At 73.9% G+C, this 22,946-nt stretch carries 23 protein-coding genes and 1 pseudogene; 11 read left to right on the plus strand and 13 right to left on the minus strand.

The annotated features are described in order from the left end of the window. Both IEZ10_RS35190 and IEZ10_RS35195 read left to right on the plus strand, forming a co-directional pair. Nucleotides 1–462, plus strand: a pseudogene (locus IEZ10_RS35190) (hypothetical protein); the annotation flags it as partial. A 217-nt stretch (nucleotides 463–679) separates the two neighbouring features. Beyond that, the gene (locus IEZ10_RS35195; RefSeq protein WP_189250842.1) at nucleotides 680–1,408 is read left to right on the plus strand and encodes a hypothetical protein; all 729 of its coding nucleotides are present in this window, start codon (nucleotides 680–682) and stop codon (nucleotides 1,406–1,408) included. A 68-nt stretch (nucleotides 1,409–1,476) separates the two neighbouring features. On the opposite strand, the gene IEZ10_RS35200 is transcribed toward IEZ10_RS35195, so the two are convergent. Then, nucleotides 1,477–2,781: an erythromycin esterase family protein gene (locus tag IEZ10_RS35200; RefSeq protein ID WP_189250843.1), complete on the minus strand. Its 1,305-nt coding sequence runs from the start codon at nucleotides 2,779–2,781 to the stop codon at nucleotides 1,477–1,479. A gap of 181 nt (nucleotides 2,782–2,962) precedes the next feature. Then, on the minus strand, nucleotides 2,963–3,613 hold the full coding sequence (locus tag IEZ10_RS35205; protein ID WP_189250844.1) for a CatB-related O-acetyltransferase: 651 nt from the start codon (nucleotides 3,611–3,613) through the stop codon (nucleotides 2,963–2,965). Nucleotides 3,614–3,832: 219 nt separating this feature from the next. Here IEZ10_RS35205 and IEZ10_RS35210 point away from each other — a divergent pair, with 219 nt between their 5' ends. Next, on the plus strand, nucleotides 3,833–4,501 hold the full coding sequence (locus IEZ10_RS35210) for a TetR/AcrR family transcriptional regulator (RefSeq protein WP_189250845.1): 669 nt from the start codon (nucleotides 3,833–3,835) through the stop codon (nucleotides 4,499–4,501). Nucleotides 4,502–4,689: 188 nt separating this feature from the next. Further along, entirely contained in the window at nucleotides 4,690–6,909 is a 2,220-nt protein-coding gene (recD2, locus tag IEZ10_RS35215) for an SF1B family DNA helicase RecD2 (protein ID WP_189250846.1), read from the plus strand. A gap of 3 nt (nucleotides 6,910–6,912) precedes the next feature. Here the strand turns inward: recD2 and IEZ10_RS35220 are convergent, their stop codons facing one another. Beyond that, nucleotides 6,913–7,299, minus strand: a complete 387-nt coding sequence (locus tag IEZ10_RS35220) for a YybH family protein (RefSeq protein ID WP_189250847.1) — start codon at nucleotides 7,297–7,299, stop codon at nucleotides 6,913–6,915. A gap of 130 nt (nucleotides 7,300–7,429) precedes the next feature. After that, nucleotides 7,430–8,326, minus strand: a complete 897-nt coding sequence (locus tag IEZ10_RS35225; protein WP_308426334.1) for a LysR family transcriptional regulator — start codon at nucleotides 8,324–8,326, stop codon at nucleotides 7,430–7,432. A gap of 62 nt (nucleotides 8,327–8,388) precedes the next feature. Here IEZ10_RS35225 and IEZ10_RS39540 point away from each other — a divergent pair, with 62 nt between their 5' ends. Together IEZ10_RS39540 and IEZ10_RS35230 are read left to right on the plus strand one after the other, a co-directional pair. After that, nucleotides 8,389–8,739, plus strand: coding sequence for a hypothetical protein (locus IEZ10_RS39540; protein ID WP_229811963.1), 351 nt, complete (start codon nucleotides 8,389–8,391; stop codon nucleotides 8,737–8,739). Further along, nucleotides 8,631–9,596 (plus strand): MFS transporter, encoded by a 966-nt coding sequence (locus IEZ10_RS35230; RefSeq protein ID WP_229811964.1) that lies wholly within the window; start codon nucleotides 8,631–8,633, stop codon nucleotides 9,594–9,596. Before IEZ10_RS39540 ends, IEZ10_RS35230 begins: the two co-directional genes overlap by 109 nt. A gap of 104 nt (nucleotides 9,597–9,700) precedes the next feature. Here IEZ10_RS35230 and IEZ10_RS35235 read toward each other — a convergent pair whose 3' ends face one another. Next, nucleotides 9,701–10,003, minus strand: coding sequence for a YciI family protein (locus IEZ10_RS35235; protein WP_189250848.1), 303 nt, complete (start codon nucleotides 10,001–10,003; stop codon nucleotides 9,701–9,703). A 62-nt stretch (nucleotides 10,004–10,065) separates the two neighbouring features. After that, on the minus strand, nucleotides 10,066–10,707 hold the full coding sequence (locus IEZ10_RS35240; RefSeq protein WP_189250849.1) for a helix-turn-helix domain-containing protein: 642 nt from the start codon (nucleotides 10,705–10,707) through the stop codon (nucleotides 10,066–10,068). Between the two features lie 97 nt (nucleotides 10,708–10,804). On the opposite strand from IEZ10_RS35240, the gene IEZ10_RS35245 reads away from it, so the two are divergent. After that, a complete protein-coding gene (locus tag IEZ10_RS35245) occupies nucleotides 10,805–11,812 on the plus strand; it encodes an NAD(P)/FAD-dependent oxidoreductase (RefSeq protein ID WP_189250850.1) in 1,008 nt (335 codons plus the stop codon). A 108-nt stretch (nucleotides 11,813–11,920) separates the two neighbouring features. Here the strand turns inward: IEZ10_RS35245 and IEZ10_RS35250 are convergent, their stop codons facing one another. From IEZ10_RS35250 to IEZ10_RS35260, 3 genes are all read right to left on the minus strand, one after another. Continuing rightward, on the minus strand, nucleotides 11,921–12,688 hold the full coding sequence (locus tag IEZ10_RS35250; RefSeq protein ID WP_373287452.1) for an ArsR/SmtB family transcription factor: 768 nt from the start codon (nucleotides 12,686–12,688) through the stop codon (nucleotides 11,921–11,923). A gap of 61 nt (nucleotides 12,689–12,749) precedes the next feature. Further along, a complete protein-coding gene (locus tag IEZ10_RS35255; protein ID WP_189250852.1) occupies nucleotides 12,750–13,514 on the minus strand; it encodes a GNAT family N-acetyltransferase in 765 nt (254 codons plus the stop codon). A 140-nt stretch (nucleotides 13,515–13,654) separates the two neighbouring features. After that, nucleotides 13,655–14,146, minus strand: a complete 492-nt coding sequence (locus tag IEZ10_RS35260; RefSeq protein WP_189250853.1) for a DUF6194 family protein — start codon at nucleotides 14,144–14,146, stop codon at nucleotides 13,655–13,657. An 86-nt stretch (nucleotides 14,147–14,232) separates the two neighbouring features. Between IEZ10_RS35260 and IEZ10_RS35265 the strand changes: the two genes are divergently transcribed. Next, entirely contained in the window at nucleotides 14,233–14,979 is a 747-nt protein-coding gene (locus IEZ10_RS35265) for a MerR family transcriptional regulator (RefSeq protein ID WP_189250854.1), read from the plus strand. Between the two features lie 90 nt (nucleotides 14,980–15,069). Here IEZ10_RS35265 and IEZ10_RS35270 read toward each other — a convergent pair whose 3' ends face one another. Beyond that, nucleotides 15,070–15,510: a MarR family winged helix-turn-helix transcriptional regulator gene (locus IEZ10_RS35270; RefSeq protein WP_189250855.1), complete on the minus strand. Its 441-nt coding sequence runs from the start codon at nucleotides 15,508–15,510 to the stop codon at nucleotides 15,070–15,072. A 63-nt stretch (nucleotides 15,511–15,573) separates the two neighbouring features. Between IEZ10_RS35270 and IEZ10_RS35275 the strand changes: the two genes are divergently transcribed. Continuing rightward, nucleotides 15,574–16,104: a hypothetical protein gene (locus IEZ10_RS35275; protein WP_189250856.1), complete on the plus strand. Its 531-nt coding sequence runs from the start codon at nucleotides 15,574–15,576 to the stop codon at nucleotides 16,102–16,104. A 108-nt stretch (nucleotides 16,105–16,212) separates the two neighbouring features. Here IEZ10_RS35275 and IEZ10_RS35280 read toward each other — a convergent pair whose 3' ends face one another. Genes IEZ10_RS35280 through IEZ10_RS35290 form a run of 3 tightly spaced genes read right to left on the minus strand, consistent with a single transcriptional unit; the run spans nucleotide 16,213 to nucleotide 19,337 of the window. Continuing rightward, complete coding sequence (locus tag IEZ10_RS35280) at nucleotides 16,213–16,539, minus strand: STAS domain-containing protein (RefSeq protein WP_189250857.1); 327 nt, start codon at nucleotides 16,537–16,539, stop codon at nucleotides 16,213–16,215. Nucleotides 16,540–16,545: 6 nt separating this feature from the next. Continuing rightward, on the minus strand, nucleotides 16,546–17,601 hold the full coding sequence (locus IEZ10_RS35285; RefSeq protein WP_189250858.1) for a cobalamin B12-binding domain-containing protein: 1,056 nt from the start codon (nucleotides 17,599–17,601) through the stop codon (nucleotides 16,546–16,548). Then, nucleotides 17,598–19,337, minus strand: a complete 1,740-nt coding sequence (locus IEZ10_RS35290) for a PP2C family protein-serine/threonine phosphatase (RefSeq protein WP_189250859.1) — start codon at nucleotides 19,335–19,337, stop codon at nucleotides 17,598–17,600. The genes IEZ10_RS35285 and IEZ10_RS35290 overlap by 4 nt, the downstream gene beginning before the upstream one ends. Nucleotides 19,338–19,593: 256 nt before the next feature. Between IEZ10_RS35290 and IEZ10_RS35295 the strand changes: the two genes are divergently transcribed. Together IEZ10_RS35295 and IEZ10_RS35300 are read left to right on the plus strand one after the other, a co-directional pair. After that, entirely contained in the window at nucleotides 19,594–20,817 is a 1,224-nt protein-coding gene (locus tag IEZ10_RS35295; protein WP_189250860.1) for a L,D-transpeptidase, read from the plus strand. A 491-nt stretch (nucleotides 20,818–21,308) separates the two neighbouring features. Further along, nucleotides 21,309–22,838, plus strand: a complete 1,530-nt coding sequence (locus IEZ10_RS35300; RefSeq protein ID WP_229811966.1) for a S9 family peptidase — start codon at nucleotides 21,309–21,311, stop codon at nucleotides 22,836–22,838. The last annotated feature ends 108 nt before the right edge of the window (nucleotides 22,839–22,946 follow it).

A 22,946-nucleotide genomic window follows, 5' to 3' on the forward strand; every position in this document is an offset into this window, starting at 1 on the left:
CGGCTACGTACCGCGCCGACGCGGGCCTCGGGCCGGGTGATGGTGGCGGAGTTGCGTCGGGTGGCCGAGATCGGCGGTTTGGGCGCCGGGGCGGTGCGGGTGGACCCGGTGCCGGAGGTGAAACTGTCGGCGCTGGCCCGCCACCTGTTCGTGGCGCTGGCCTCCGTCGGCCTGTACGTCCCGTTCTCCCTGCAGGTCACTCTCGCCCAGGACTACCTGCCCCGGCACGTCGGCACGGCGAGCGGGATCACCCTGGGGCTGGCGGTCAGCGCCGGCGGCCTGGCCGGTCCCCTCATCGGCCACCTGGCCGACGTCACCTCCCTGCGCATGGCGCTGACCCCGCTGATCCTGATGCCCGTCCTGAGCTGGCTGCTGTTCCGCACCCTGCCGGAACCGGCCGTGCCCCGACCGCCGAAGGCGCCGGCGGCGGCTCCGGCCGCCGTACCCGGCCGGCCCGTCTAGACGGGCCCGGAACCGGTTCCGGGCGGGTGCGGTACGGCGCGGCGACACACCGCGCCGGAAACCGCCGCTGCCGCCGCGCGCCGCTTAACCTGCGGGAAAGGGGCCGTGCCGGCCCGGGCCGGTCGCACGGTCCTCCCCGCGCGGGGAGGGCAGGCGAGTGCGGACCCGGCGGAAAGCGACCGGACACGGCCCGGGGAAGCGGGGGAGAGGAGGGGAGGTGACGCGTCACCGTCGTCGTGCCGTCGCGGCCGCGCTGTGCCTGGCGCCGGCCGCCGCCTGCGCGGGCTGCGCCGCCGGTCCGGCGGGCACCGCCCCGGCCCCCGTACGCGGCCCGGCCGTCCCGCCCGGAAACCCGGCGGGCACCGCGGCCGCCCCGGCCCCGGACGGCGGCGCCGGGGGAGGCGGCCTGCCGCGGGGCTTCGCGCGGGCCGGCGGGCCGGAAAACGGCCTGACCTTCGGCGTGCCGCGCTCCTGGGTCGCCCTCGACAGCACCGGAGGCGGCCTGGAGCGGCGCCTGAGCCGGGCGGGCCTGACGGACAAGCAGATCCACCGGGCCCAGGACGGGCTGGAGCCCGTGGCGGCCCGCGACGGGATCTGGGCGTTCGACCCCGCCTCCATGAGCCGCTCCCCGCACCGCTTCGCCACCAACCTCACCGCCCGCTGCCGGCCCGGCACGACCACCTCCGCCGCGCAGCTGCTCGCCGACGCCGTACGGCGGCTGGCGCCGCTGCGGGGACGCGTCCTGCGGGCCGGCACGGTGCCGGTCGCCGGCGGACGGGCGGCGCGCGTCGGATACGTCTTCACCGTCGGCGGCGTGCGGCTGCACGGCCTGCGCCTCCTGCTGCCCGCGTCCGGCGGCCGGACCTGCGTGCTGACGCTGAGCACCGACGACGCCGCCCGCCGGGGTCTGCTGGAGCGGATCGGCGAGACGCTGCGTCCCCTGTGACCAGCCTCTGTGACCGGATCCGGCGCCGGTGGTCGCGGCGTTTCAGCGCGCCGATCCGGCCGTCGTTCTCAGGGTGCGCCGGCTCCGGCGTCACCGGCGACGGTGGAGACCGGGACGTTGAGGACGCCGTCGAACGCCTCCAGGACGGGCGTGTGCAGGTAGGCGCTCTGGATCCGGTAACGGTCGGGGCCGGGGGAGTGGCCGGCGCCGTCGGGGGCCTGCGCGCGCATCCGGCGGAGGTCGGCGATGCTCAGCCCGAGTCCGGCGTCGGCGAAGGCGGCCTCGATGCTGCCCGGCTCGGGTGGCTGCAGCGCGGTGTCCTCGATGGCGAAGCCGAAGCGCGCGTTCTCGTCGGGGCGCATGTCGGCGGTGTGCCCGGCGGTGCTGGTCAGGGCGAGGGCGACGTAGTCGCCGCCGAGGGCGTGGTGCAGGTGCTGGCCCATCGGCAGGCCGGTGAGCCGGCCGTCGAAGGAGACCGGCGTCTTTTGGATGTGGGCGTTGTGGGCGGCCAGCACGATGCGGGCCCCGGGGCCGAGGCGTTCCAGGTGCCACAGGAGTGATCCGGCCATGTAGGCGTCGCGGGCCGAGGTGTCGGCGGTCAGGCCGTCTCCGGCGTACAGGCCGGCCATGGCGCGGAAACCGTAGTCGGCGTGGCAGGCGGCTTCGAGGCGGCGCAGGGCCACGTCGTAGTCGTGCCGGTCGCCGCGGGAGACGTACAGCGGCTCCAGGGAGCGGAACCGGATGATCAGCCGTGTCAGGGCGGCACTGAGGGCGTCCTGCTCGGCGACGGGCAGGCGGGTCCAGGCCGGCGCGGCCGAGGCGGCGGAGGCTCCGGCGAAGGAGCCGGCGATCCGCATCGCCTCCTGGAGTATCGGCAGCGTCTCCGGGTCGATGTCGCGTAGGTAGCCGGCGACGGGTGCCAGGGCGGGCAGCAGGGAGCCGCCGGCGGCGGGGATGTCGATCCCGGCGAAACGCATCGGTCGCGCGGCGGTGGCGTTGTGCCGGCGCATCCAGCGCAGCGGCTCCTCGACGCCGACCGGGATGGCCGTGGCGAGCTGGGCCGGCAGGTCGTCGTCGGCGCCCTGGCCTTGGGCCCAGGCGTCCAGGGGGAAGCCTTCGCTGAAGCCGTACTCGAAGGCCAGGACGGTGAAGCCGCAGCGTTCGGCCAGGAAGCGCAGGATGCGCTGCCTCAGGTGTGCGAACTCGGTGATGAAGTGGGAGTTCTCCCCGATCGCGACGACGCGCGCGGCGCCGATGAGCTCGCGCAGCGGCTCCAGGTCGTCCAGCGGCGCCTCGGGGTCGAGGTGGGTGAGCGGGGCGGCGTGATCGCGAAGCCAGTCGGCGAACGGGCCGGGTTGGGACGAAGCAGGCATCGGACAACTCGATTCTGGTGTTGAGGGTGATTCCCGATGACGGGTGGGAGCGCAGGTCACCGCGGGTGAGGGCACCGCCGGAGCTCGACGGCGCGGCGGTGAGGCCGCCGACCGCACCGGGCCGCCGGTTGTCCCTGTCATGGCCGTTGAACGGTCTGCCGCCCCCTGGCGGCGGGCCGTCTCACACCTGCGCGGGCGCCGCGTTCTCCAGGTCGTCGACGGTGCCGGACATGATCGTGCGGATGTGCCGGGTGATGTGCTCCAGCGGCCAGTCCCACCAGGCCAGGGCCAGGAGGCGGTCGATGTCGGCGTCGCCGTGGCGGCGGCGGATGAGCCGGGCGGGGTTGCCGCCGACGATGCCGTAGTCGGGGACGTCGTCGACGACGACGGAGCCGGAGGCGATGATCGCGCCGTGGCCGATGCGGACGCCGGGCATCACCGTGGACCGGTAGCCGAACCAGACGTCGTTGCCCACCACGGTGTCGCCCCGTCCGGGCAGGCCGGTGATGAGGTCGAAGTGCCCGGCCCAGGAACCGCCCATGATCGGGAAGGGGAACGTCGAGGGGCCGTCCATGCGGTGGTTGGCGCCGTTCATGATGAACCGCACCCCCTCGCCCAAAGCGCAGAACCTGCCGATGATGAGCTTCTCCGGCCCGTAGTGGTAGAGCACGTTGCGGGTCTCGAAGGCGGCCGGGTCGTCGGGGTCGTCGTAGTAGGAGAACTCCCCGACCTCGATCAGCGGCGAGGTGATGAGCGGTTTCAGCAGCACCAGGCGCGGCTGGCCGGGCATGGGGTGCACCACGGTCGGATCGGCGGGAACGGGTGGGGTCATGAGTCGTCTCCTTCCTGCGGGCCGTCCTGCGGACCTGGGCGACGGCGGCACCGGCGCGGGAGGCCGGTGCCGCGGGCTCGGGCGCGGCCGGGCACCGTCTGATGCCGCACGGCCGGGCGGACGCTCCGGAGGAACACCGGCGACCCCATTAGTGCGACAAATGATGCATTAAGATACTGGCATGCCGACGTCCCACGGAGCAAACCGGATGACCACGCGATGACCCCCTCAGCGCCACGACTGCAGGACCCGCAGGACCCGCGGGCCGCCGGGGCGGCGCCGGCGGCCCGGCGCCGCCCCGGCGGCCGTACCGCCCGCATCCGCGCGCAGGTGCTCGACGCCGTCCTCACCGAGCTCGCCGAGCACGGCTACGACGGCCTCACCATGGACGCCGTCGCCGCGCGCGCCGGCGTGCACCGCGCGACGGTGTACCGGCGCTGGGGAGACGTCGGCGGCCTGCTCGCCGACGTCCTCGACGCCGCGGGCGAGGACGACTGGCAGCCCCCCGACACCGGCTCCCTGGAAGGCGACCTGGCGGCGCTGAACCACGAGATCCAGGACGCCCTCACCGCGCAACCGCCGATCATGGCGGCCCTGATCGCCGCCTCGTTCCGCTCGGAGAAGGCCGACCACGCCCAGCGGCGGCTGTGGGAGGACCGCTACGCCCGCTGCGAGACCATGGTCGGCCGGGCCGCCGAGCGCGGCGAGCTTCCGCCGCGCACCGACGCCCGGCGGCTGCTCATCGCCGCCACCGCGCCGCTGTACCACCAGCTGGTGCTCCTCCGCACGCCACCCGACCCGCACCTGCCCGGCCAGGCGGCCAGGACCGCCGCCCTCGCCGCGGCCGCCGGCGCCTTCACCGGAGCCCCGCCGGCCGGCGACGCCTGAGGCGACCCCTTCACCCCGGCGCCGCAGGCGGGGTAGGCGGGGCCGCGGAACCCCCTGCGGCGCCCGCGCACCGCCGACGGCCGCGCCGGGAGCGGACCGGGAGCGGACCGGCCGCCGGGTGAGCATGCCGGCATCGGGGTCCGCTGGCCTAAACTTGCGCCCGACGATCCGACGCTGGAGGTGGTGGCGTGCAACCGGAGAAGGGCGGTGCCCCCGGTACGTCGATCTCGGCGGTCCTGGAGCGCATCACCTACGCCAACGAGGAGACCGGCTACACCATCGCCCGGGTGGCCACCGAACGCTCCGGCAGCGAACTGCTCACCGTGGTCGGGCCGCTGCTGGGCGCCCAGCCCGGCGAGTCGCTGCGCCTGACCGGCCGCTGGACCTCCCACCCCCGCTACGGCAGGCAGTTCGAGGTGTGGTCCTACGCCACCGTGCTGCCGGCCACCGTCCAGGGCATCCGCCGCTACCTCGGCTCCGGCCTGATCAAGGGCATCGGCCCGAAGATGGCCGAGCGCATCGTCGACCACTTCGGCACCGAGACCCTCACCGTCATCGAGACCACCCCCGAGCGCCTGGTGGAGGTCCCGGGCCTGGGCCCCAAGCGCACCAAGATGATCGGCGCCGCCTGGGAGGAACAGAAGATCATCAAAGAGGTGATGATCTTCCTGCAGGGCGTCGGGGTCTCCACCTCCATCGCGGTGCGCATCTTCAAGCAGTACGGCGAGGCCTCCATCTCCGTCGTCAGGAACGAGCCCTACCGGCTGGCCGACGACGTGTGGGGCATCGGCTTCAAGACCGCCGACACCATCGCCCAGGCCGTCGGCATCCCGCACGACAGCCCCGAACGCGTCAAGGCCGGCCTGCGCTACACCCTGTCGCAGGCCGCCGACGACGGCCACTGCTACCTGCCGGCGCCCAACCTCGTCGCCGACGCCGTCAAGATCCTGGCGGTGCCGGCCGAGCTGACCGCCTCCTGCCTGGAGGAACTCGTCAGCGAGGAGGGCGTGGTCCGCGAGGAGGTGCCCGCCGGCGACGGCGTCGTCCCGGCGGTGTACCTGCTGCCGTTCCACCGCGCCGAGCTGTCGCTGGCCTCCTCGCTGCGCTCCCTGCTGAACTCCTCCGCCGACCGGCTCGGCGCCTTCGCCGGCGTCGACTGGGACGTCGCCCTGGAGTGGCTGGCGAAACGCACCGGCGCCGACCTGGCCCCCGAGCAGGCCCACGCCGTACGGCTGGCCCTGACGAACAAGGTCGCGGTCCTGACCGGCGGCCCCGGCTGCGGCAAGAGCTTCACGGTGCGCTCCATCGTCACCCTGGCCCGCGCCAAGAAGGCGAAGGTCGTCCTGGCCGCGCCCACCGGCCGGGCCGCCAAACGGCTGTCGGAGCTGACCGGGCACGAGGCCACCACCGTGCACCGGCTGCTGCAGCTGCGCCCCGGCGGGGACGCCACCTTCGACCGCGACAACCCCCTGGACGCCGACCTCGTCGTCGTCGACGAGGCCTCCATGCTGGACCTGCTGCTGGCCAACAAGCTCGTCAAGGCCGTCGCCCCCGGCACCCACCTTCTGTTCGTCGGCGACGTCGACCAGCTGCCCTCCGTCGGCGCCGGCGAGGTGCTGCGCGACCTCCTGGCCGCCGACGAGAACGTCGTGCCCCGGGTGCGGCTGACCCACATCTTCCGCCAGGCCCAGGAGTCGGGCGTGGTCACCAACGCCCACCGGGTCAACTCCGGCCTGATGCCCGCCCTGGAGGGCATGGGCGACTTCTTCCTGTTCCCCTGCGAGGAGGCCGAGGAGATCGCGGCACTGACCGTGGACGTGGTGGCCAACCGCATCCGGCGCCGCTTCGGCCTGGACCCGCGCCGCGACGTGCAGGTCCTGGCGCCCATGCACCGCGGCGCCGCCGGCGCGGGCAACCTCAACGCCCTCCTGCAGGAGGCCCTGACCCCCTCCCGCGAGGGCATGCCGGAGCGCCGCTACGGCGGCCGCGTCTTCCGCGTCGGCGACAAGGTCACCCAGCTGCGCAACAACTACGACAAGGGCACCGCGGGAGTGTTCAACGGCACCGTCGGCACGGTCGTCGACATCCGCCCCGACGACCACAGGATGACCGTGCTGACGGACGAGGACGAGCACGTCGAGTACGCCTTCGACGAGCTCGACGAGCTCGCCCACGCCTACGCCGTCTCCATCCACCGCTCCCAGGGCAGCGAGTACCCGGCCGTGGTCGTCCCGCTGGCCACCAGCGCCTGGATGATGCTGCAGCGCAACCTGCTCTACACCGCCATCACCCGGGCCAAGAAGCTCGTCGTCATCGTCGGCTCGCGCCGCGCGCTGGGCCAGGCGGTGCGCACCCGCGGCGCCGGCCGCCGCCACACCAGCCTCACCCACCGGCTGCGCCCGGCCTGAGCCTCAGCCCGCCGGTTCCGCGCCGGCGGGGTCGGCGTCGCCGCCGGGATACGTCCCGTACCCCTCGGCCACCAGCGGGCCGTCGAAGATCAGCACCTCGTTGACCAGGCCGCCCTTCTGGTTGCGGTAGTTGATGACCAGGCAGTCGACGCCGACGTAGGAATCGATGACCTCGAAGCGCAGGCCGGGGATGCGCCGCAGCCCCTCCGCCCAGTAGGCGCGCAGCGCCGCCTTGCCGCGGATGACCCCGTCGCCGCCGAGGAGCTGCGCCGCGACCGGCGAACGGAACGTCACGTCCTCCGCGAAGTGAGCCAGCAGCGCATCCAGGTCATGGGCGTTCCACGCCGCCACCCAGCCGTCCACGAACTTCCGCGCCGCAACATGATCCATACGCGCGATTATGTCCGATCCCCTCCGAAGCGGTGACGGCGGCCCGGGAGGGGATCGGCGGCCCCACCGCCTGATCAGCTCCTCTCCTCGGCGGCGGCCCGGGAGGGGACCGGCGGGCCTCACCGCCCGATCAGCTCCTCTCCTCGTCCCCGGCGCCGACCAGCTCCAGGAACGCCGCGGCCGCGGGGGAGGGCCGGTCGTCCCAGATCAGGTGCTCGGCCCGGGTGGGGGCGTCGCGAAGCCGGACGACGCCCAGGCCGGGAAAACGCGGCGCGTACGCGGCCGGCAGCATGCCCACCCCCAGGCCCTGCCGTACCAGGTCCACCATGAACTCGGCCGACGACACCTCGAACGGCACCTCGCGCCGCACCCCCGCGGCCGCGAACGCCTCATCCGACTGCAGCCGCCCGGCGTGGCCGGCGCGGAAGTCGACGAACGGCTCATCGGCCAGGCCGCGCAGGTCCGTCTCGCCGTGCGCCAGGGGGTGGTCCGGCGCGACCACGGCCACCAGCTCGCCCGTGCCGAGCCGGCGGCTTCGCACCCCCTTCGGCTGCGCGCGGGGCGGCAGGCCGAGGAACGCCACATCGAGGCCGCCCCGCCGGACCTGCTCGACGAGCTCCTCGCTGCCCGCCGAGACGAGCGTGATCCGCACCCGCGGGTGGCGCCGGCGGTAGTCCCGCAACGCGGCCGGCAGGTCGACGGCCGCGACCGTGGGGATGGCGCCGACGGCGAGCCGCCCGCGGATCTCCCCGCTCGCCGCCGCGACGTCGGCCCGCGCCCGCTCGGCGGCCTCCAGGCACGCCCGCGCCCCGGGCAGGAACGCCTCTCCGGCCGGCGTCAGCCGCACGCGCCGGCTGGTCCGCTCGAACAGCCGGACGCCCAGCTCCCGCTCCAGAGCGGCGACCTGGTGGCTGAGCGCCGACTGCACCACATGACAGCGCTCGGCCGCCCGGGTGAAGTTGCCGATCTCGGCGACCGCGACGACATACCTCAGCTGCTGCAGCTCCACCCATCCATCATGCACCACGATCGATCATGATGAAAATCATGTGTTGGACTCATTGATCCGGGCCGGCGCACCCCTGACCCATGACGCAGACCCTGCGGCGCACCCCCGCCGCCGCGGCCCCCGCCCGGCTGCGGCGCGGGCCGCTGCTTTTGATGTCGGCGGCCACCGGCCTCGCGGTCGCCGGCAACCACTTCGCCCAGCCCCTGCTGGAGGTGATCGGCCGGCAGCTGGAGCTGAGCACCGCCATGGCCGCGCTGATCGTGACCGCCGCGCAGGGCGGCTACGCCCTCGGCCTGATCCTCCTGGTCCCCTGGGCGACCTGGTGGAACGCCGCCGCCTCAGCGTCGGCCTGCTCGCCGCCACCTCGGTGTTCCTGCTGGTGTCCGCCTCCGCGCAGAGCGGCGCGCTGCTGCTGGCCGGCACCGCGCTGACCGCGCTCACCTCGGTGGCCGCGCAGGTCGTGGTCCCCTACGCCGCCACCCTCGCCGCACCCGGCGAGCGCGGCCGCGTCGTGGGCACGGTCATGACGGGCCTGCTGCTCGGCGGCCTGCTGGCCCGCACCGCGGCGGGCACGGTGTCCGCGCTCGGCGGCTGGCGGACGATCTACTGGCTGAACGCGATCCTCGTCGCGGCCGCCGCCGTCCTGCTGCGGCGGTTCCTGCCCCGCCTGCACACCCCCCTCGGACTGTCCTATCCGGCGCTGCTCGGCTCGACGCTGGCGATGTTCCGCCACGAGCCGCTGCCGCGGTGGCGGGCCGGCATCGGCGCGCTGTCGTTCGCCGCGTTCAGCGCGCTGTGGACGGCGCTGACGTTCCTGCTGACCGGCCCGCCGTACGGCTGGCACGAGGCGGCCGTCGGCGCACTCGGCCTGGCCGGCATCGCCGGGGCCCTCGCCACGCCGATCGCGGGCCGGCTGGCCGACCGCGGACGGGTGCAGCAGGTCAGCGGGATCGCCGCCGCGCTCCTGACGCTGTCGTGGCCGCTGATCGCCGCCGGGACGCTCTCACCGGTCCCGCTCATCGCCGGGGTCGTGCTGTTCACCGTGGCCCAGCAGGCGCTGCTGAACGCCGGCCAGAACGTGATCTACGCGCTCGCCCCGGAGAGCCGCAACCGGCTCAACTCCGCCCTCATGACCGCGTTCTTCCTCGGCGGCGCCGCCGGCCCGCCCCTGGCCTCCCTCGCCTGGACCCACGCCGGCTGGAGCGGGGTGAGCCTGCTCGGCGGCACCCTGTCGGCCGCGGCCCTCACCCTGTGGGTCCTGGAACGCCTCCGGGCGAAGCACCACTGATCGGCACCGGGGCCGGGGAACCCGCGGACCGCCCTCGGCCTTTGCTCTGGAGCGTGTCCCGTGATCCCGATCAGTGCCCGATGGGGGCTCATGGCTTCGACGGTTCAGTTCTTGAGCGGAGCGCCCCGGAGGCTCTCCAGGCCGTCCGCCACGAGTAGCGGTGTGAATTCCACGACGTCGTGCGTGGCGACGTCGTTGAGGACGTACGGATCGGTGGCCAGGATCTGGGCGAGTTCTTCGGCGGGCATGTCGGCCATGAGATAGACGCCACCGACCAGGGGCACCCGGCGTCCGGCCACCAGGAGCAGCCGCCGGGCGATGAGATCGTTCAGCCATTCGCCGTGGGCCGGCCGCCACCGATCCACGTCCTTCAGCGGTGCCGTGTAGGTCACTGTGACAACGAACATGCCCGGATTATGCCAGGTGAGACGGGAAGGGCGCCCCCCGATTTCGATCGGGAAGGGAGACGTCACGGGACGGGGCCGCGGAGCCGGACCCGGGCGGAGGCCACGCCGATGGCGCCCTGGTCCTCCTCGACGGGGATCACCGACCGACGGTCCTGGTGACCGCGGCGGGCGTCGCGGTCGAAGATCCCCAGGATCTCGGCCGGGCCGCCGGCGGCGCCGATGGCGTGCGGGAGCATCGTGGGGAACTCCGCGGCCTGGTCGGCCTCCACCCGGAAACGGCGCTCGCCCAGGAGCAGGGTCACGGCGCCGGACAGGACGACGAACCATTCCCGGCCCGGGTGGGCGCGCAGCCGCGACAGGTCCCGCGGCGGCGGGTCCACCAGGCGCTGGCGCAGGACGGTGACGCCGGGATCGGCGCGCACCGTCCAGCGCATCAGCCGATGGCCCGCATCACGCACCGGGTTGCTGACGACGTCCTCGCCGGCCGTCTCGACCAGCTGGTCCAGGGAGGTGTCCAGCGCCCGGGCCAGTGTGACGAGCTGGTCCAGGGCGAGGCGACGCCGGCCGTTCTCGATCCGGCTGATCGTGGAAGGGCTGAGCCGGGCCCGGGCGGCCAGATCGTCCAGGGACCAGCCGTGCGACACGCGCAGGGCACGGATCCGTTTGCGCACCAGGCCGTCCAGCCCGTCATCGTCTTGCTCCATAGGCAAGACCCTATGCCTTAGACGCAAAGCCCGCCTAGCGTCGTCACCACCGGACCTCCACCCGTGAGGTCCGCCGACCATGAGAAAGGCCACGTCCATGACCTCGACGACCGCCGAGCGCACAAGCGACGACCTGCCCGATGAGACCGTCGACGCCGTGGTGATCGGCGGCGGCCCCGCCGGGCTGAACGGCGCGCTGATGCTCGCCCGCTCCCGCCGCTCGGTCATCGTGATCGACGGCGGCGCACCCCGCAACGCGCCCGCCGAGGGCGTGCACGGCCTGCTCGGCCTGGACGGCACCCCGCCGGCGGAGCTGCTGCGCACCGGCCGGGCGGAAGTGCGCCGCTACGGCGGACGCGTCGCCACCGGCGAGGTGGTCTCCGCCGCCCCCGCCGCCCCCGCCGGGGGCGACCCCCGGTTCACCGTCACCCTGGCCGGCGGCCGCGTCCTGCGCGCACGCCGGCTGCTGATCGCCACCGGCGTGCGGGACCGGCTGCCCGACATCCCCGGCCTGGCCCGGCACTGGGGAGGCGGCGTGGTGCACTGCCCCTACTGCCACGGCTGGGAGGTGCGCGATGAGCCCATCGGTGTCCTGGCCATCGGCCCCGCCTCCGCCCACCAGGCACTGCTGTTCCGGCAGCTGACCGGCGACCTGGTGTACTTCACCCGCGGCACCGGCCTGGACGAGCAGACCGGGGCGCGCTTCGCCGCCCGCGGCATCACCGTCATCGACACCCCCGTCGCGGAGATCACCTCCACCGAGGAGGGCGTCACGGGCGTACGGCTCACCGACGGGCGGCTCGTGCCCCGCCGCGTGATCGCGGTGGCCACCACCCCGCTGGCCCGCACCGACGGCCTGACCGGACTGGGGCTGGCGATGGAGGACCTGCCCCACGGCATGGGCCGCCGCATCGCCACCGGTCTCGCGGGAAGCACCTCCGTGCCGGGGGTGTGGGTGGCGGGCAACGCCACCGACCCGATGGCGCAGGTCGGCACGTCCGCCGCGGCCGGCGCCCTGGCCGGCGCGCACATCAACGCCGACCTGGCGGCCGCCGACGCCGATACGGCCCTGGCCGCCGCCCGCGCCGGCGCCACCGCCGCGTGAGCGCGGCCCGGCGTGCCGCCGCCCGCGGCCGGGGCCCCGCCCCCGGCCGCCGCGCCCGGCCTTCCCGGGGCGAGCCCGTCTCCCCGGGCCGCCTCACCGCTCAGGCGCTCACCGCCCGCGCCCGGCCCGCATCCGCGCCCGTCCCACACCCGAGTCCGCGTCGGCGCCCGCGTCCAGCCCCAGCAGCTCCGCCAGCGCCCGCCGCCCGCCGTCGGTGACCCGCAGCGCCCGCCCCGAGCCGATCCGCACGACCCAGCCGCGCTGCAGCAGCGCCGAGCACAACGCGGCCCCGGCGGCCCCGGCCAGGTGGTGGCGCCGCTCGGTCCAGTCCAGGCACGGCCGGGCCAGCGGCCGCCGCCCGGGCGCGGGCAGCGGCACCGCCAGACGGGTCGCGAACCACTCCAGCCCCTCCTCGCTGAGGGCGAACCCGGCGTCCTGGCGCAGCAGGCCCCGCGCGGTGAGCGCGTCGGTGACGGCCACCCCCAGCCGCCCGGCCAGATGGTCATAGCAGGTGCGGGCCTCGGCCATCGCCCGCGCCGCCGCCGAGGCCCGCAGCGTCGCCGGCCGCGGCTCACCGCCGGCGTGGGCGGCCAGGTCCTCCACCAGCTGGGCCACCCGGGCGTCGGCCAGCCGCAGGTAGCGGTGGCGGCCCTGGCGCTCCTCGGTCAGCAGCCCCCCGGCCACCAGCCGCGACAGGTGCTCGCTGGCGGTGGAGGCGGCCACCCCGGCGCCGCGGGCCAGCTCCCCGGCCGTCCAGGCCCGACCGTCCAGCAACATCAGGCAGAACCTCGCCCGGGTGGGATCGGCGAGCAGGGCGGCCAGCGCGGCGAGCGGAACGGAGCCGGTGGCGGTGTCGGTGGCGGTCATGACCTCCATCATGGCCCCGCGATGCTTCGGCCGCCGCCGAAGGATCCGCCCCATCGGGCGCCGCAGGCCGTCACGGAGTGCGGAACCCCCGGAAGGTCACGGGCCTGCGGGTCTCGAAGCCGAGCCGCTCGTACAGGGCGATCGCGCCGGTGTTCGCCTCGGCCACGTGCAGAAAGGGACGTTCGCCACGCGCCAGGATCCGCGTGACGAGCGCACCGACCAGGTGGGCGGCGTGTCCTCGCCCGCGTGCCTCGGGGGCGGTGCAGACGGCGCTGATCTCGGTCCATCCCGGTGGCCGCAGGCGCTCACCCGCCATCGCCACCAGGGTGCCGTTGTCCCGGACGCCGAGATAGGTGCCGAGTTCGCGGGTGCGCGGCCAGAACGGCCCCGGCCGGGTCCGCGCGACGAGGCCCAGCATCTCGGGCACGCTGCCGGCGCCCAGCTCCACCACACCGGCGCCGGTCCCGGCGGGAAGGCGCGCGCCGTTCGGCCCGGCGGGGCCGCCGCCGATCACCACGGCGTCGACGGCCTCATCCGGACCGGGCCGGTCGCCGCCGGACCAGGTCATCTGGCGGCCTTCGAGGACGAAGACCGGCTCCCAGTCCGGCGGCGGCGCCGCCGCACCGCTGAACATGTCGGCGAGCTCGCCCCGGCCGAGCAGCCGGGCGAGGTCGGCCCACTCCTGCGGATCCGGATCGGCGGTCACCGCGGAGAAGGTCGCGACCCCCGGCTGGTAGGTGACGGCCTTGCCGAGCCGGCGGGCGAGATGGGCGTGGTGACCGCGCAGTGACGCGCCCACCGGATCGTCGAGTACGGTGACGTCCCGGCTCGCCATGGTGCTGTGCCTCTTCCGTGTCGTACGGGGTTGACGCCGGCCCGCCGGACGGCGGTCAGGTCCAGCCGGCCATCCTACGGGCACAGGGCTCGTCGTCGGCCAGGTGGAGAGAGCGCCCGAAAACAGGCGATCATGTCGTCTCACCCCGCCTCGGCGCGCCGCTCATACCGCGCGCGGGCCAGCCGGTGGGCCTCCGCCAGCAGCTCGCGGACCGCCTCGGCGGTACGCGGGCCCGGGTTGACCACCGCCAGCCAGCCCTGGGGGCCGTAGACGGGGTGGGCGATCACGGTGTCGTCGGTGTCACCCCCGCCGCAGGCCGCCCCGTCCCCGTCCCCGGCGGTGGCCGTCTCGCGGGGTGCGTGCCCGGTCCAGCGGGTGAACGCCTCCCGGCCGGCGGCGACGTTCACCCGGAAGGCGCCCGGCCGCTCCAGGCGGGAGGTCTCGTCATCGGGATAGTTCTTCGTCACGATCGTCGCGAACGGCTGGGTCGTCGTCGGCACGACGCCGTCGGGGGAGTAGTAGAAGAACGCATCCCCCCAGGCGAGCTCCGGCGTGCCGTCGCCGGGCGCCGGGCGGAGGGCCAGCACGCCGTCGAGGCCGCCTGCGAAACCGATGATCTCATCCATGGTCATGCCTCAAGCGTCACATTAAAGTGCTTGTGGAGACTTTCCAGCGGACACTCAGGGGATTCAGGGTGCCAGGTCGCAAATCACAGGGCATGCGCACCGTCGACGTCGCGCGGCGATCCGGCTACTCCGTCCAGCAGGTGCGCAACCTCGAACGCGACGGCGTGCTGCCGCCGGCGCAGCGTTCGGCCACCGGCCACCGCCGCTACACCGGCGTCCACCTGCACTGCGCGCTGGCCTACCGGGCCCTGGCCGCGGGCGTGGGCCCCACCGAGGCCAAAGAGATCCTCCGGGCCGCCCACCGTCTGCCCGCCTCGCACGTGCTGGCCCTGCTGGACGCCGCCCACGCCCGGCTCGACGCCGAACGCACGCGGCTGCGGCAGGCCGAGGAGGCCGCCCGGGCGATCCACGGCGAGCCGATCGGCGAGGTGCGCCCCTCCGACGCGATGAGCGTCTCCGAACTGGCCGCCGCCCTCGGCGTGCGCCCCTCGACGCTGCGGCACTGGGACGCCGAAGGCCTCGTCGTGCCCGACCGCGACGGCGTCCGCGGAACCCGGCGATACACCCCCGCCCAGGTGCGCGACGCCCGGATCGTCCACCAGCTGCGCGCCGCCGGCCACCGCGTCGCGCCCCTCCGTGACCTCATGCCGCACCTGCGGCACGCCCGCCGCCAGGGGGACGTCGCCGCCGCGCTGGCCGCCAGGGACGCCGCCATCACCGCCCGCTCCCGGGCCCTGCTGGACGGCTCGGCCGCCCTCAGCGCCCTGCTCCCGCCGGCCGCCCCGGCCCCGGGCGGCGCCGGGGCCGCCCAGGACCCGCTCTGCGGATCCTCGCCGTAACGAGGCCGTAACGAGGCCATGGCGAGCCGCGGGCGGATACGCCGATGACCTGTGAGGACGCAGGAGCCCCCGGCCGAGGTCCCGGAGGCCTCAGCCGCCCCCTTCGCCGGGCAGGAGGCGATCGGCGAGGGCCTTGAGCGTCCTGGCGCCGTCCGGGCCGAGCCGGTCCAGCAGGTGACGCCGGGTGGCCGCCTCCAGTGCCGGCAACGTCGCGTCGATCACGTGCCTGCCTTCGGGGCACAGCGCGACCTCCACCCCGTTAGCGACCTTGCCGCGGGCCACGTAGCCGCGGTCGGCCATCCGGGTCAGCAGGTGCGACAGCCGTGTCCGGTCCCAGCCGAGGACGGCGGCGAGGGCGTTCTGCCGCAGGCTACCGCCGGACTCGTGCAGGCAGGCCAGGACGCTCAGCTCCGGCTCGGAGACGCCGGAGGCCGCGGTGGTCTCGGCGATGACGGCGGTGCGGACCGTCTCGTAGGCGCGTTTCCACCGCAGCCACAGCTCCGTCCCCTCACCCGACCCAACTGTTGACATATCAACACTTCTCTTCCTAGTGTTCGACCCGACCGGACAACTCGACGTACAAGGACGTATCCGATGCTCGATCCCCGGCGGCACTACGCCAGCCTGCGCCTGGTGGCGCTACTGCCCCTCCTGCTGTTCCTCCCCGCCGTGATCGCCTTCTTCACGGACCCGGACGTGGCGTGGGGAGAATACCTGGGCGTCTTCTTCCACCTCTCGATCCTCTTCCTGGTATCGCGCCTGGAGGCCGCCCCCTGGGCCAAAGCCGCGGGCTACGGCTGGGTGACGCTCGACGTCCTCGCCGGCATCCTGATGATCAACGCGGTCGAGTACGACACGGCCTGGGCGGTCCGGCTCGGCGGCCACGTCCTCGCCGGCGTCTGGATCGTGGCGAGCTCCCTGGTCAGCCGTTCCTGGCCGGTCCGCGTGGCCGGCGTCGTCACCGGCGTCTGGCTCGCCGGCTACTCCTTCGCCGGCACCCTTCTCGCCGAGGGATTCCTGCGCCCGGCCGGAATCATGATCCTGGTCTGGTTCGCCCTCCTGGCGATTTTCCACCGCGACGATCCCGGGCGCCCGGCGGCACCGGCCGGCCCGGCGCCGGCCTGACGCGCGCCACCCCCCACGACCCGGCGAGCCCTCGCCACCGGGCCCGCGCGTCACCCGGCGGGCGCATCACCCGCAACGACCAAGCATCCCACCGCGAAAAGAGGGGTGTCAGGCGGGCAGCTCGAAGATGTGGTCCAGCGCCGTCACCTGGAACAGATGCCGCAGATACGACGTCAGCGCGACGATCCGCAGGCCCGCCTCCTGCTCGCGCGCGACGTTGTAGACGTTGATCAAAGCGGCCAGGCCGGAGGAGTCGACGAAGTCCAGCCCCGACAGATCCAGATCGAGCCGGCTCACCCCGCCGCCCAGCACCTCCTGCGCCGCGGCGACCAGTTCGGCCGCGGTGTCGTAGTCCAGGTCACCGGTGAGCACCAGCAACACGGTGCCCGGCTCGCAGCTTCGCACCTCGGTACGCAGCGGGGTCTTCTCGAGCATCTGGTGTCAGTTCTCCAACTCGCTGTGGCCGCCGTCCGCGGCGGCGATACCGCACTGCAGGATGCGGCGGGCCCGGGGAAAGTCTCGCAGCTCGCCGTGGAAGAGGCGCAATCCGCCGCCCAGCGCCCGCTGCGGCACCCCCCGGGCCCGCAGCACCCCGGCCGTCCAGGACACGAACTCCGAGAACAGCTCCTCGTCGTCGACGTACAGGGCCGCGCCCAGGAAGTCCAGGATGTGACCCAGGTCCTCGGCGGTGGCCTCCAGCTGCGCCGGGCTGTAGGACGCCATCGCAGGGAACGCGGCGCCGAGCGCGCCCATCGCCGTCTGCAGCAGCAGCGGCCGCCGCCGCGTCAGATGCGTGTACTCCTCGTCATCGAGGTGGGCCGGCGCCGCGGCGGGGGAGGGGAAGGACGGCAGACCCCCCTCGGCCAGCAGATCGGCGGCGGCGTCGGCGCTGGGAGCCCAGGCGTCGGCGCCCAGCAGCCGCGCGAACCGGCCGTCACCGCCGAACCCCGCCCCACCGGCCAGCACCGGCACACCCACCGCCTGGCAGGCGCTGATCATGGCGTGCGCCCGCGGCAGCCGCAACGCCAGCGCGCACCCCAGCGCCACCGCGTCCGGCCCCGTCTGGTGCAGATGGGTGATCAGGTGCGGGCCCGGCACCGAGGCTCCCAGGAAGTCGACGTGCCAGCCGCGCAGCCGCAGCACCTCCGCCAGCAGCCGGGTCGGCAGCGCGTGGTACTCCCCGTCGGTGCAGGCCACCGTGACGCGCCCCAGGTGGGGGCGGGGCCGCACCCGCGCGACCACGGCCGCCACGGCCCGCTCGCTGACGGCCGTGGCGGCGTGCTCACGCGCCACCGACCAGTCGTTGGCCGCCCACAGCTCACCCACCCGCCGCTGGGCCGGGGCGATGAGGTCCAGCAGCAGCCGCTCGGCCGGCATCCCGGCCTCCAGCAGCTCCAGCACCACATCCACCGCGCCGAACTCATCGGCGTGGCCGATGCGGTCGAAATAACGCTCACCCGCGGCCCGCAGACCGGGGGAGAGGGCGGCGACGCTCATCGGACCCCTTTCGCTCGTACGGCCAGCAGGGCCCGGTCGTCCTGGACCCGCCCGGCCAGCCACTCGGTGCTCAGCTGCTCCAGCCGCTCCACCACGGCGGAGGCGGGCATGCCCGCGCACCCGGCCAGCGCCGTCTTCAGCCGGGCGCCGCCGTACATCTCCCGGCCCGACGGGCCGCCGAAGGCCTCGGTGATGCCGTCGCTGTAGAACAGGCACACCTCCGCCGGAGCCAGCTCGACGGTGACCGGCTCCAGCACCACCTCCCTCATCGCCCCCAGCATCGAACCGCGGGAGGCGACCTCCTCGACCGTGCCGTCGGCGCGCAGCACCAGGGGCGGCGGATGCCCGGCCACCACCAGCTCCAGCCGCACCCCGCCGCCGGCGGCGGCCGCCAGGGAGCCCAGCACCAGCGTGACGAAGGAGTTGGGCACCGCGGAGGCCAGCAGGCAGCGGTTCAGCAGCGCCACCAGCCGCCCCGGCCGGCGCTCCAGCAGCAGCAGCGCCCGCAGCGACTGGCGCACCTGCCCGGCCAGCACCGCCGCCCGCGCCCCCTTGCCGCACACGTCCCCCAGCACCAGCAGCGCCTCACCGCCCGCCTCACCTCCGGCGGCCTCACCGCCGGGCAGGCAGACGTCGTAGAAGTCACCGCCGACCAGGCTGGTCTGCTGGGCCGCGCGCAGCGACCCGGCCAGCTCCGCGCCCGCCGGCTGCGGCAGACGCGGCGGCAGCAGCCCGCCGGTCAGGATCGCGTTCGTCTCACCCTGCTCCTGGTACAGCGCCGCCGCCGAGATCGCCGCGCCCGCCCGGGAGGCGAAGACCCGCACCAGCGTCTCGGTCTCCTCATCGAACGGCTCACCGCCCGCACCGCGGGCCAGGACCAGCGCCCCGGCCGGGACGCCGTTGCCCGGCAGCGGGGTGACCAGCAGATGGGCGGCGACACCGAACCCCTCCGGCAGCAGCCACTCCGGCACCTGCGCCGGATCCAGCCAGCGGCTGGGCACCGGCGGGAAACCGGCCAGCGCCTCGGTCAGGCCCGGCACCTGGGCGACCTCGGCCGGGCCGATGACGCCCTCCTGCATGACCGGCCGGCCCGGCACCGACCGCAGCCAGGGCGCCTGGCGCCGCGCGGCGGGAGGAAGCACCACCATGGCGGCGTCGGCCAGGAACGGGCAGGCCAGCTCCACCGCGGCGCGGGCGCAGCGGCGCGGGTTGAGCGAGGAGGCCAGGCGCCGCCCGGCCTCCAGCAGGAAACCGGTGCGCCGCCGCTCGGCCAGCAGAGCCTCGGTACGGGCGTGCTCGGCGGTGACGTCCCTCAGGTACCAGGCGCGGTGGCGGGTCCCGAACGACTCGCGCCGCACCAGCAGCCGCCGCCCGGCGACGGCGACCTCGCGGCTCTCACCCTCGGGGTGGCCGGGATCGGACAACGCCTCCCCGGCGGAGGCGGCGGCCGTGCCCGGCCGCGCGGCCGGCAGCATCCGCGCCGCCGCGGCGTTGCGCGCCACCACCTGCCCGGCGTCGCACAGCACCACCCCCTCGCCGCAGGCGTCCACGACGGCGCGCAGCAGCGCCTCATCCGGCACCCGCGCCGCGTCGTCCTGGAAACCGTCCGGCGGATCATCACACAGACCGGCGCGCAGGCCGCCGTGGGAGCCGCCCCGGACCTCACCGTGCAGGCCGGCGGGGGCCTCACCACCTCCGGAGCGGGTGCCCTGGCCGGCGGACCGAGCTGTGGTCATCACCCAGACCCTCCGAATCGATCGGTCAAACCACCCTATCCTCCGCATCGGCCCGGCGGGCCCGCCGGCCGCCGCCCGCCACCGCCACCGGCCGTCCCACCGCCGGACGCGGCCCCCCGCCGCTCTCCATGGACCTCCTGACCCCCTGTCGGCACGACATTGACTCCACAAAGTGACGTAAACGTGACCGAACTCGGTTGAACCAGGCAGCCGGACTACGCATCACCTATTAAAGTTTTGAACGCACCTTGCTGCTATGGGGGAGAAAGTTGTGCTAGACGTGGAACGCCGCACCCTCCGGACACCACTGGCCGCCCTGGCCGTGACGACCGCCGCCCTACTGGCGACCTCCTGCTCCGGCGGACCGGCGGCGAGCGACCCCGCCGCCGAGGGGCAGAAGGCACCCGCCAAGGAAGCACCCTCCGGAGCCACCATAAAGATCAGCCCGCAACAGGGCAGCGACACCGTCGCCCCGAACAAGAGGATCGTCGTCACCGCCGCCGGCGGCCCCCTCGAACAGGTCACCGCCGAAAGCGACGGCGAACCCGTTGAAGGCGCCTTCGACGCCGGACGCACCAAATGGGTGTCGAAGCGGGCACTGAAGCCGTCCACCGCCTACACCGTCTCGGCCCGCGCCGCCGGCGGCACCACCGCGCAGAGCAGCTTCACCACCCGCAAACCCCAGGTCGAGCTGAAGGTCGCCGACGTCACCCCCGCCGTCAAGGGCGAAAAGGTCGGCGTCGGCGCCCCCATCATCGTGACCTTCAACAACCCGGTCACCAACAAGGCCGCGGTGGAAAAAGCCCTGCACGTCGAATCGGAGAAACCCTCCCAGGGCGCCTGGCGCTGGACCAGCGACACCACCGTCATCTACCGCACCGCGAAATTCTGGCAACCGCACCAGAAGGTCACCTTCACCGCCAACCTCACCGGCGTCCAGAGCGGCAAGGACGCCTACGGCGTCGAGGACATGACCAAGACCATCCGGATCGGCGCGGCCCAGACCTCCATCGTCAACACCCGCACCCACAAGATGGTCGTCAAACGCGACGGCAAGGTCGTCAAGACCATGCTCATCAGCGCCGGCAACGCCAGCACCCGCGAATACACCACCACCAGCGGCGTCCACCTGACCATGGGCAAGGCCAACCCCGAACGCATGATCTCCCCGGGCCGCAAGAAGGGCGACCCCGGCTACTACGACCTCATGATCAACCACGCGGTGCGGTTCTCCAACAGCGGCGAATACGTCCACGCCCTCAACAACGTCTGGGCCCAGGGCCGCCAGAACGTCAGCCACGGCTGCATCAACGCCCGCCCCGACCAGGCCAAGTGGTTCTACGACCAGGTCCAGCGCGGAGACGTCATCACCATCACCGGCACCAACCGCAAACTGGAATGGAACAACGGCTGGGGCTTCTGGCAGATGCCGTTCAGCCAGTGGAAGAAGGGCAGCGCCCTGACCGGCGCCGACAGCTGACCCCCGCCCCTCCCGCGAAAACACCCCGCCGGAAGGCGGGGGAGAAGGACCACCCATCGGGGCCCCGCGCCGCCGCACCGGCGGCGCGGGGCCCCGGCCCTTTCCCGCCCTCCCCGGCTTCCCCCTCGCGTCTCCGGCACGCCACGACAGCGGACCCGGCACCCCAGGGCGGTCCGCACAACGAAGATCACCGAGTGGGTGCCGGAGTCATGTGCGAGCATCGGACGATGCTGACCGAAGAGATGGTGGTCGACGCTCGGATGCCCGTCATTCCGGTGGTTTCGCCGGATGGGCGGTGGGTGGCATACGGCGTGATGCCCGGCAGGACGGTCTGGGTGACGAGGGCGGACGGGGACGCGCCACCGAGGGAGCTGGGAGAAGGAACCGACCCCAAATGGTCGGCTGACTCGCGGTACGTCTACTTCCGGACGGAAACCCAGCTGCACCGGGAACGCCCCGAAGGGGGCGACCGCAGGTCATGGAAAGGCGAGGTGAGCACCTACCTGCCACTCGCCGACCCCTGCACCGTGGTCGTGCTCTCACCGGACCCCGGCGAGAGCGACCCGTGGGTGTGGAGCGAAGCCGCGAACCATGACCGGCTGCGGCTGCTCGACCTGCGGAGCGGCGCGGTCGAAACCCCAGAGGTCTTCCAGAGACGGCATGTGATCGAGGTCGCCGAGCGGCCCGGCGGCGGGATGCTCGCCGTACTCACACAGGAGTCGGCCGACCCCGACCCGGGCGAACTGACGCCACGCCTGCACCTGTTCGACCCGACCACCGGCGACACGCGAGAACTGGGCGCGGCGGCCGTCTCGGCGCGCTCACTCACCTGGTGGGAGGGCACGGACGGGTGGCACATGTCCTATATCGCAAAGACACCGCCCGGCATCGCCGGCGGGAACGCCGTACTGGATGTCGCGCCGGCAGACGAAGAGCACCGCAACCTCACCGAAGGCCTGCCGGTCTGCCCGCTCAACCTGGCCTCCGGCGGGCTGGCTCTGGTCGCGGACGGGCTGGACTCCGCGATCCATCGCCTCGACCCGGCCACACGAAGGTTCGTCGAGGTTCTGCCCCTCCGAGGGCTGGCGTCATGGCTGACGGCCAGCGCGGACGGCACGACGGTCGCGGTGGCCAGGAGTGAGGCGCACGAGGCACGATCGGTCTTCGCGGGTCCCGTCCAAGGCCCGCTGGTACGGCGCAGCGACACCGCACCCGAACTGCGGGCCATCGAGTGGGGCGCCCAGGAACGCCTTTCCTACCGCGCGAAAGACGGGCTGGAACTGGACGGCCTGCTCGTCCTGCCGCCCGGCAGGTCCCGCGAGGACGGCCCGTTCTCACTGGTCACGATCGTGCACGGCGGGCCTTATGGACGCTGGGCCGACCAACTGCTCCTGCACTACCACGAGCCCGCGCAGTGGCTCGCCGCCGACGGCCACGCCGTTTTCCTCCCCAATCCACGAGGCGGCGAAGGCCACGGCCACGCCTTCGCGACGAACGGCATCCTCGGCCGTGAGGAGTGGCACGATCTTCTCACCGGCATCGACCTGCTGATCGAGCAGGGGGTGGCCGACCCGGAAAGGCTGGGCATCGGCGGCTGGAGCCACGGCGGATACCTCGCCGCCTGGGCGGTCGGCCAGACCGGCCGCTTCAAAGCGGCGCTCGTGGGCGCAGGCATCAGCGACTGGGGCATGCTCGCCGCGACCGGCGAACTCGGCGCGTTCGAGGCGGAGCACGGCGGCAGCACCGGCTGGGAAGGCGTGGGCCCGCACCCACATGACGAGCGGAGCCCCATCTCCCACGCCTCCAAGATCCGAACCCCGGTCCTGATCGTTCACGGCGCACAGGACACCAACGTCCCGCTCAGCCAGGCGGAGTTCCTCCACCGCGCCCTGCGCAGATTCGACGTCGAGCACGAGTTCATCGTCTACCCCCGCGAAGGCCACAACATCATCGAACGAAACCACCGCATCGACCTGCTACGCCGTACCAGAACGTGGTTCAGCCGCCTGAACAGGCCCTGATCATTCCAATGCCGGACCAGCCCGCCGACGCGTATCAGGGAGTGCGCCATATCCACTCGAGCCCCACGACCCGTTCCCCACCGGCACCCCAAACCGACGCCCCGCGCC

It is taken from the genome of Streptosporangium pseudovulgare, assembly GCF_014648055.1.
Taxonomy (GTDB): Bacteria; Actinomycetota; Actinomycetes; order Streptosporangiales; family Streptosporangiaceae; genus Streptosporangium; species Streptosporangium pseudovulgare.

Coding starts and splice junctions, on each gene's coding strand:
- IEZ10_RS35200 (WP_189250843.1), bottom strand. CDS start 2,781: ATGCCTGCTTCGTCCCAACCCGGCCCGTTCGCCGACTGGCTTCGCGAT.
- IEZ10_RS35205 (WP_189250844.1), bottom strand. CDS start 3,613: ATGACCCCACCCGTTCCCGCCGATCCGACCGTGGTGCACCCCATGCCC.
- IEZ10_RS35210 (WP_189250845.1), top strand. CDS start 3,833: ATGACCCCCTCAGCGCCACGACTGCAGGACCCGCAGGACCCGCGGGCC.
- IEZ10_RS35220 (WP_189250847.1), bottom strand. CDS start 7,299: ATGGATCATGTTGCGGCGCGGAAGTTCGTGGACGGCTGGGTGGCGGCG.
- IEZ10_RS39540 (WP_229811963.1), top strand. CDS start 8,389: ATGACGCAGACCCTGCGGCGCACCCCCGCCGCCGCGGCCCCCGCCCGG.
- IEZ10_RS35235 (WP_189250848.1), bottom strand. CDS start 10,003: ATGTTCGTTGTCACAGTGACCTACACGGCACCGCTGAAGGACGTGGAT.
- IEZ10_RS35240 (WP_189250849.1), bottom strand. CDS start 10,707: ATGGAGCAAGACGATGACGGGCTGGACGGCCTGGTGCGCAAACGGATC.
- IEZ10_RS35245 (WP_189250850.1), top strand. CDS start 10,805: ATGACCTCGACGACCGCCGAGCGCACAAGCGACGACCTGCCCGATGAG.
- IEZ10_RS35250 (WP_373287452.1), bottom strand. CDS start 12,688: ATGGAGGTCATGACCGCCACCGACACCGCCACCGGCTCCGTTCCGCTC.
- IEZ10_RS35255 (WP_189250852.1), bottom strand. CDS start 13,514: ATGGCGAGCCGGGACGTCACCGTACTCGACGATCCGGTGGGCGCGTCA.
- IEZ10_RS35260 (WP_189250853.1), bottom strand. CDS start 14,146: ATGACCATGGATGAGATCATCGGTTTCGCAGGCGGCCTCGACGGCGTG.
- IEZ10_RS35265 (WP_189250854.1), top strand. CDS start 14,233: ATGCGCACCGTCGACGTCGCGCGGCGATCCGGCTACTCCGTCCAGCAG.
- IEZ10_RS35270 (WP_189250855.1), bottom strand. CDS start 15,510: ATGTCAACAGTTGGGTCGGGTGAGGGGACGGAGCTGTGGCTGCGGTGG.
- IEZ10_RS35275 (WP_189250856.1), top strand. CDS start 15,574: ATGCTCGATCCCCGGCGGCACTACGCCAGCCTGCGCCTGGTGGCGCTA.
- IEZ10_RS35280 (WP_189250857.1), bottom strand. CDS start 16,539: ATGCTCGAGAAGACCCCGCTGCGTACCGAGGTGCGAAGCTGCGAGCCG.
- IEZ10_RS35285 (WP_189250858.1), bottom strand. CDS start 17,601: ATGAGCGTCGCCGCCCTCTCCCCCGGTCTGCGGGCCGCGGGTGAGCGT.
- IEZ10_RS35290 (WP_189250859.1), bottom strand. CDS start 19,337: ATGACCACAGCTCGGTCCGCCGGCCAGGGCACCCGCTCCGGAGGTGGT.
- IEZ10_RS35295 (WP_189250860.1), top strand. CDS start 19,594: ATGGGGGAGAAAGTTGTGCTAGACGTGGAACGCCGCACCCTCCGGACA.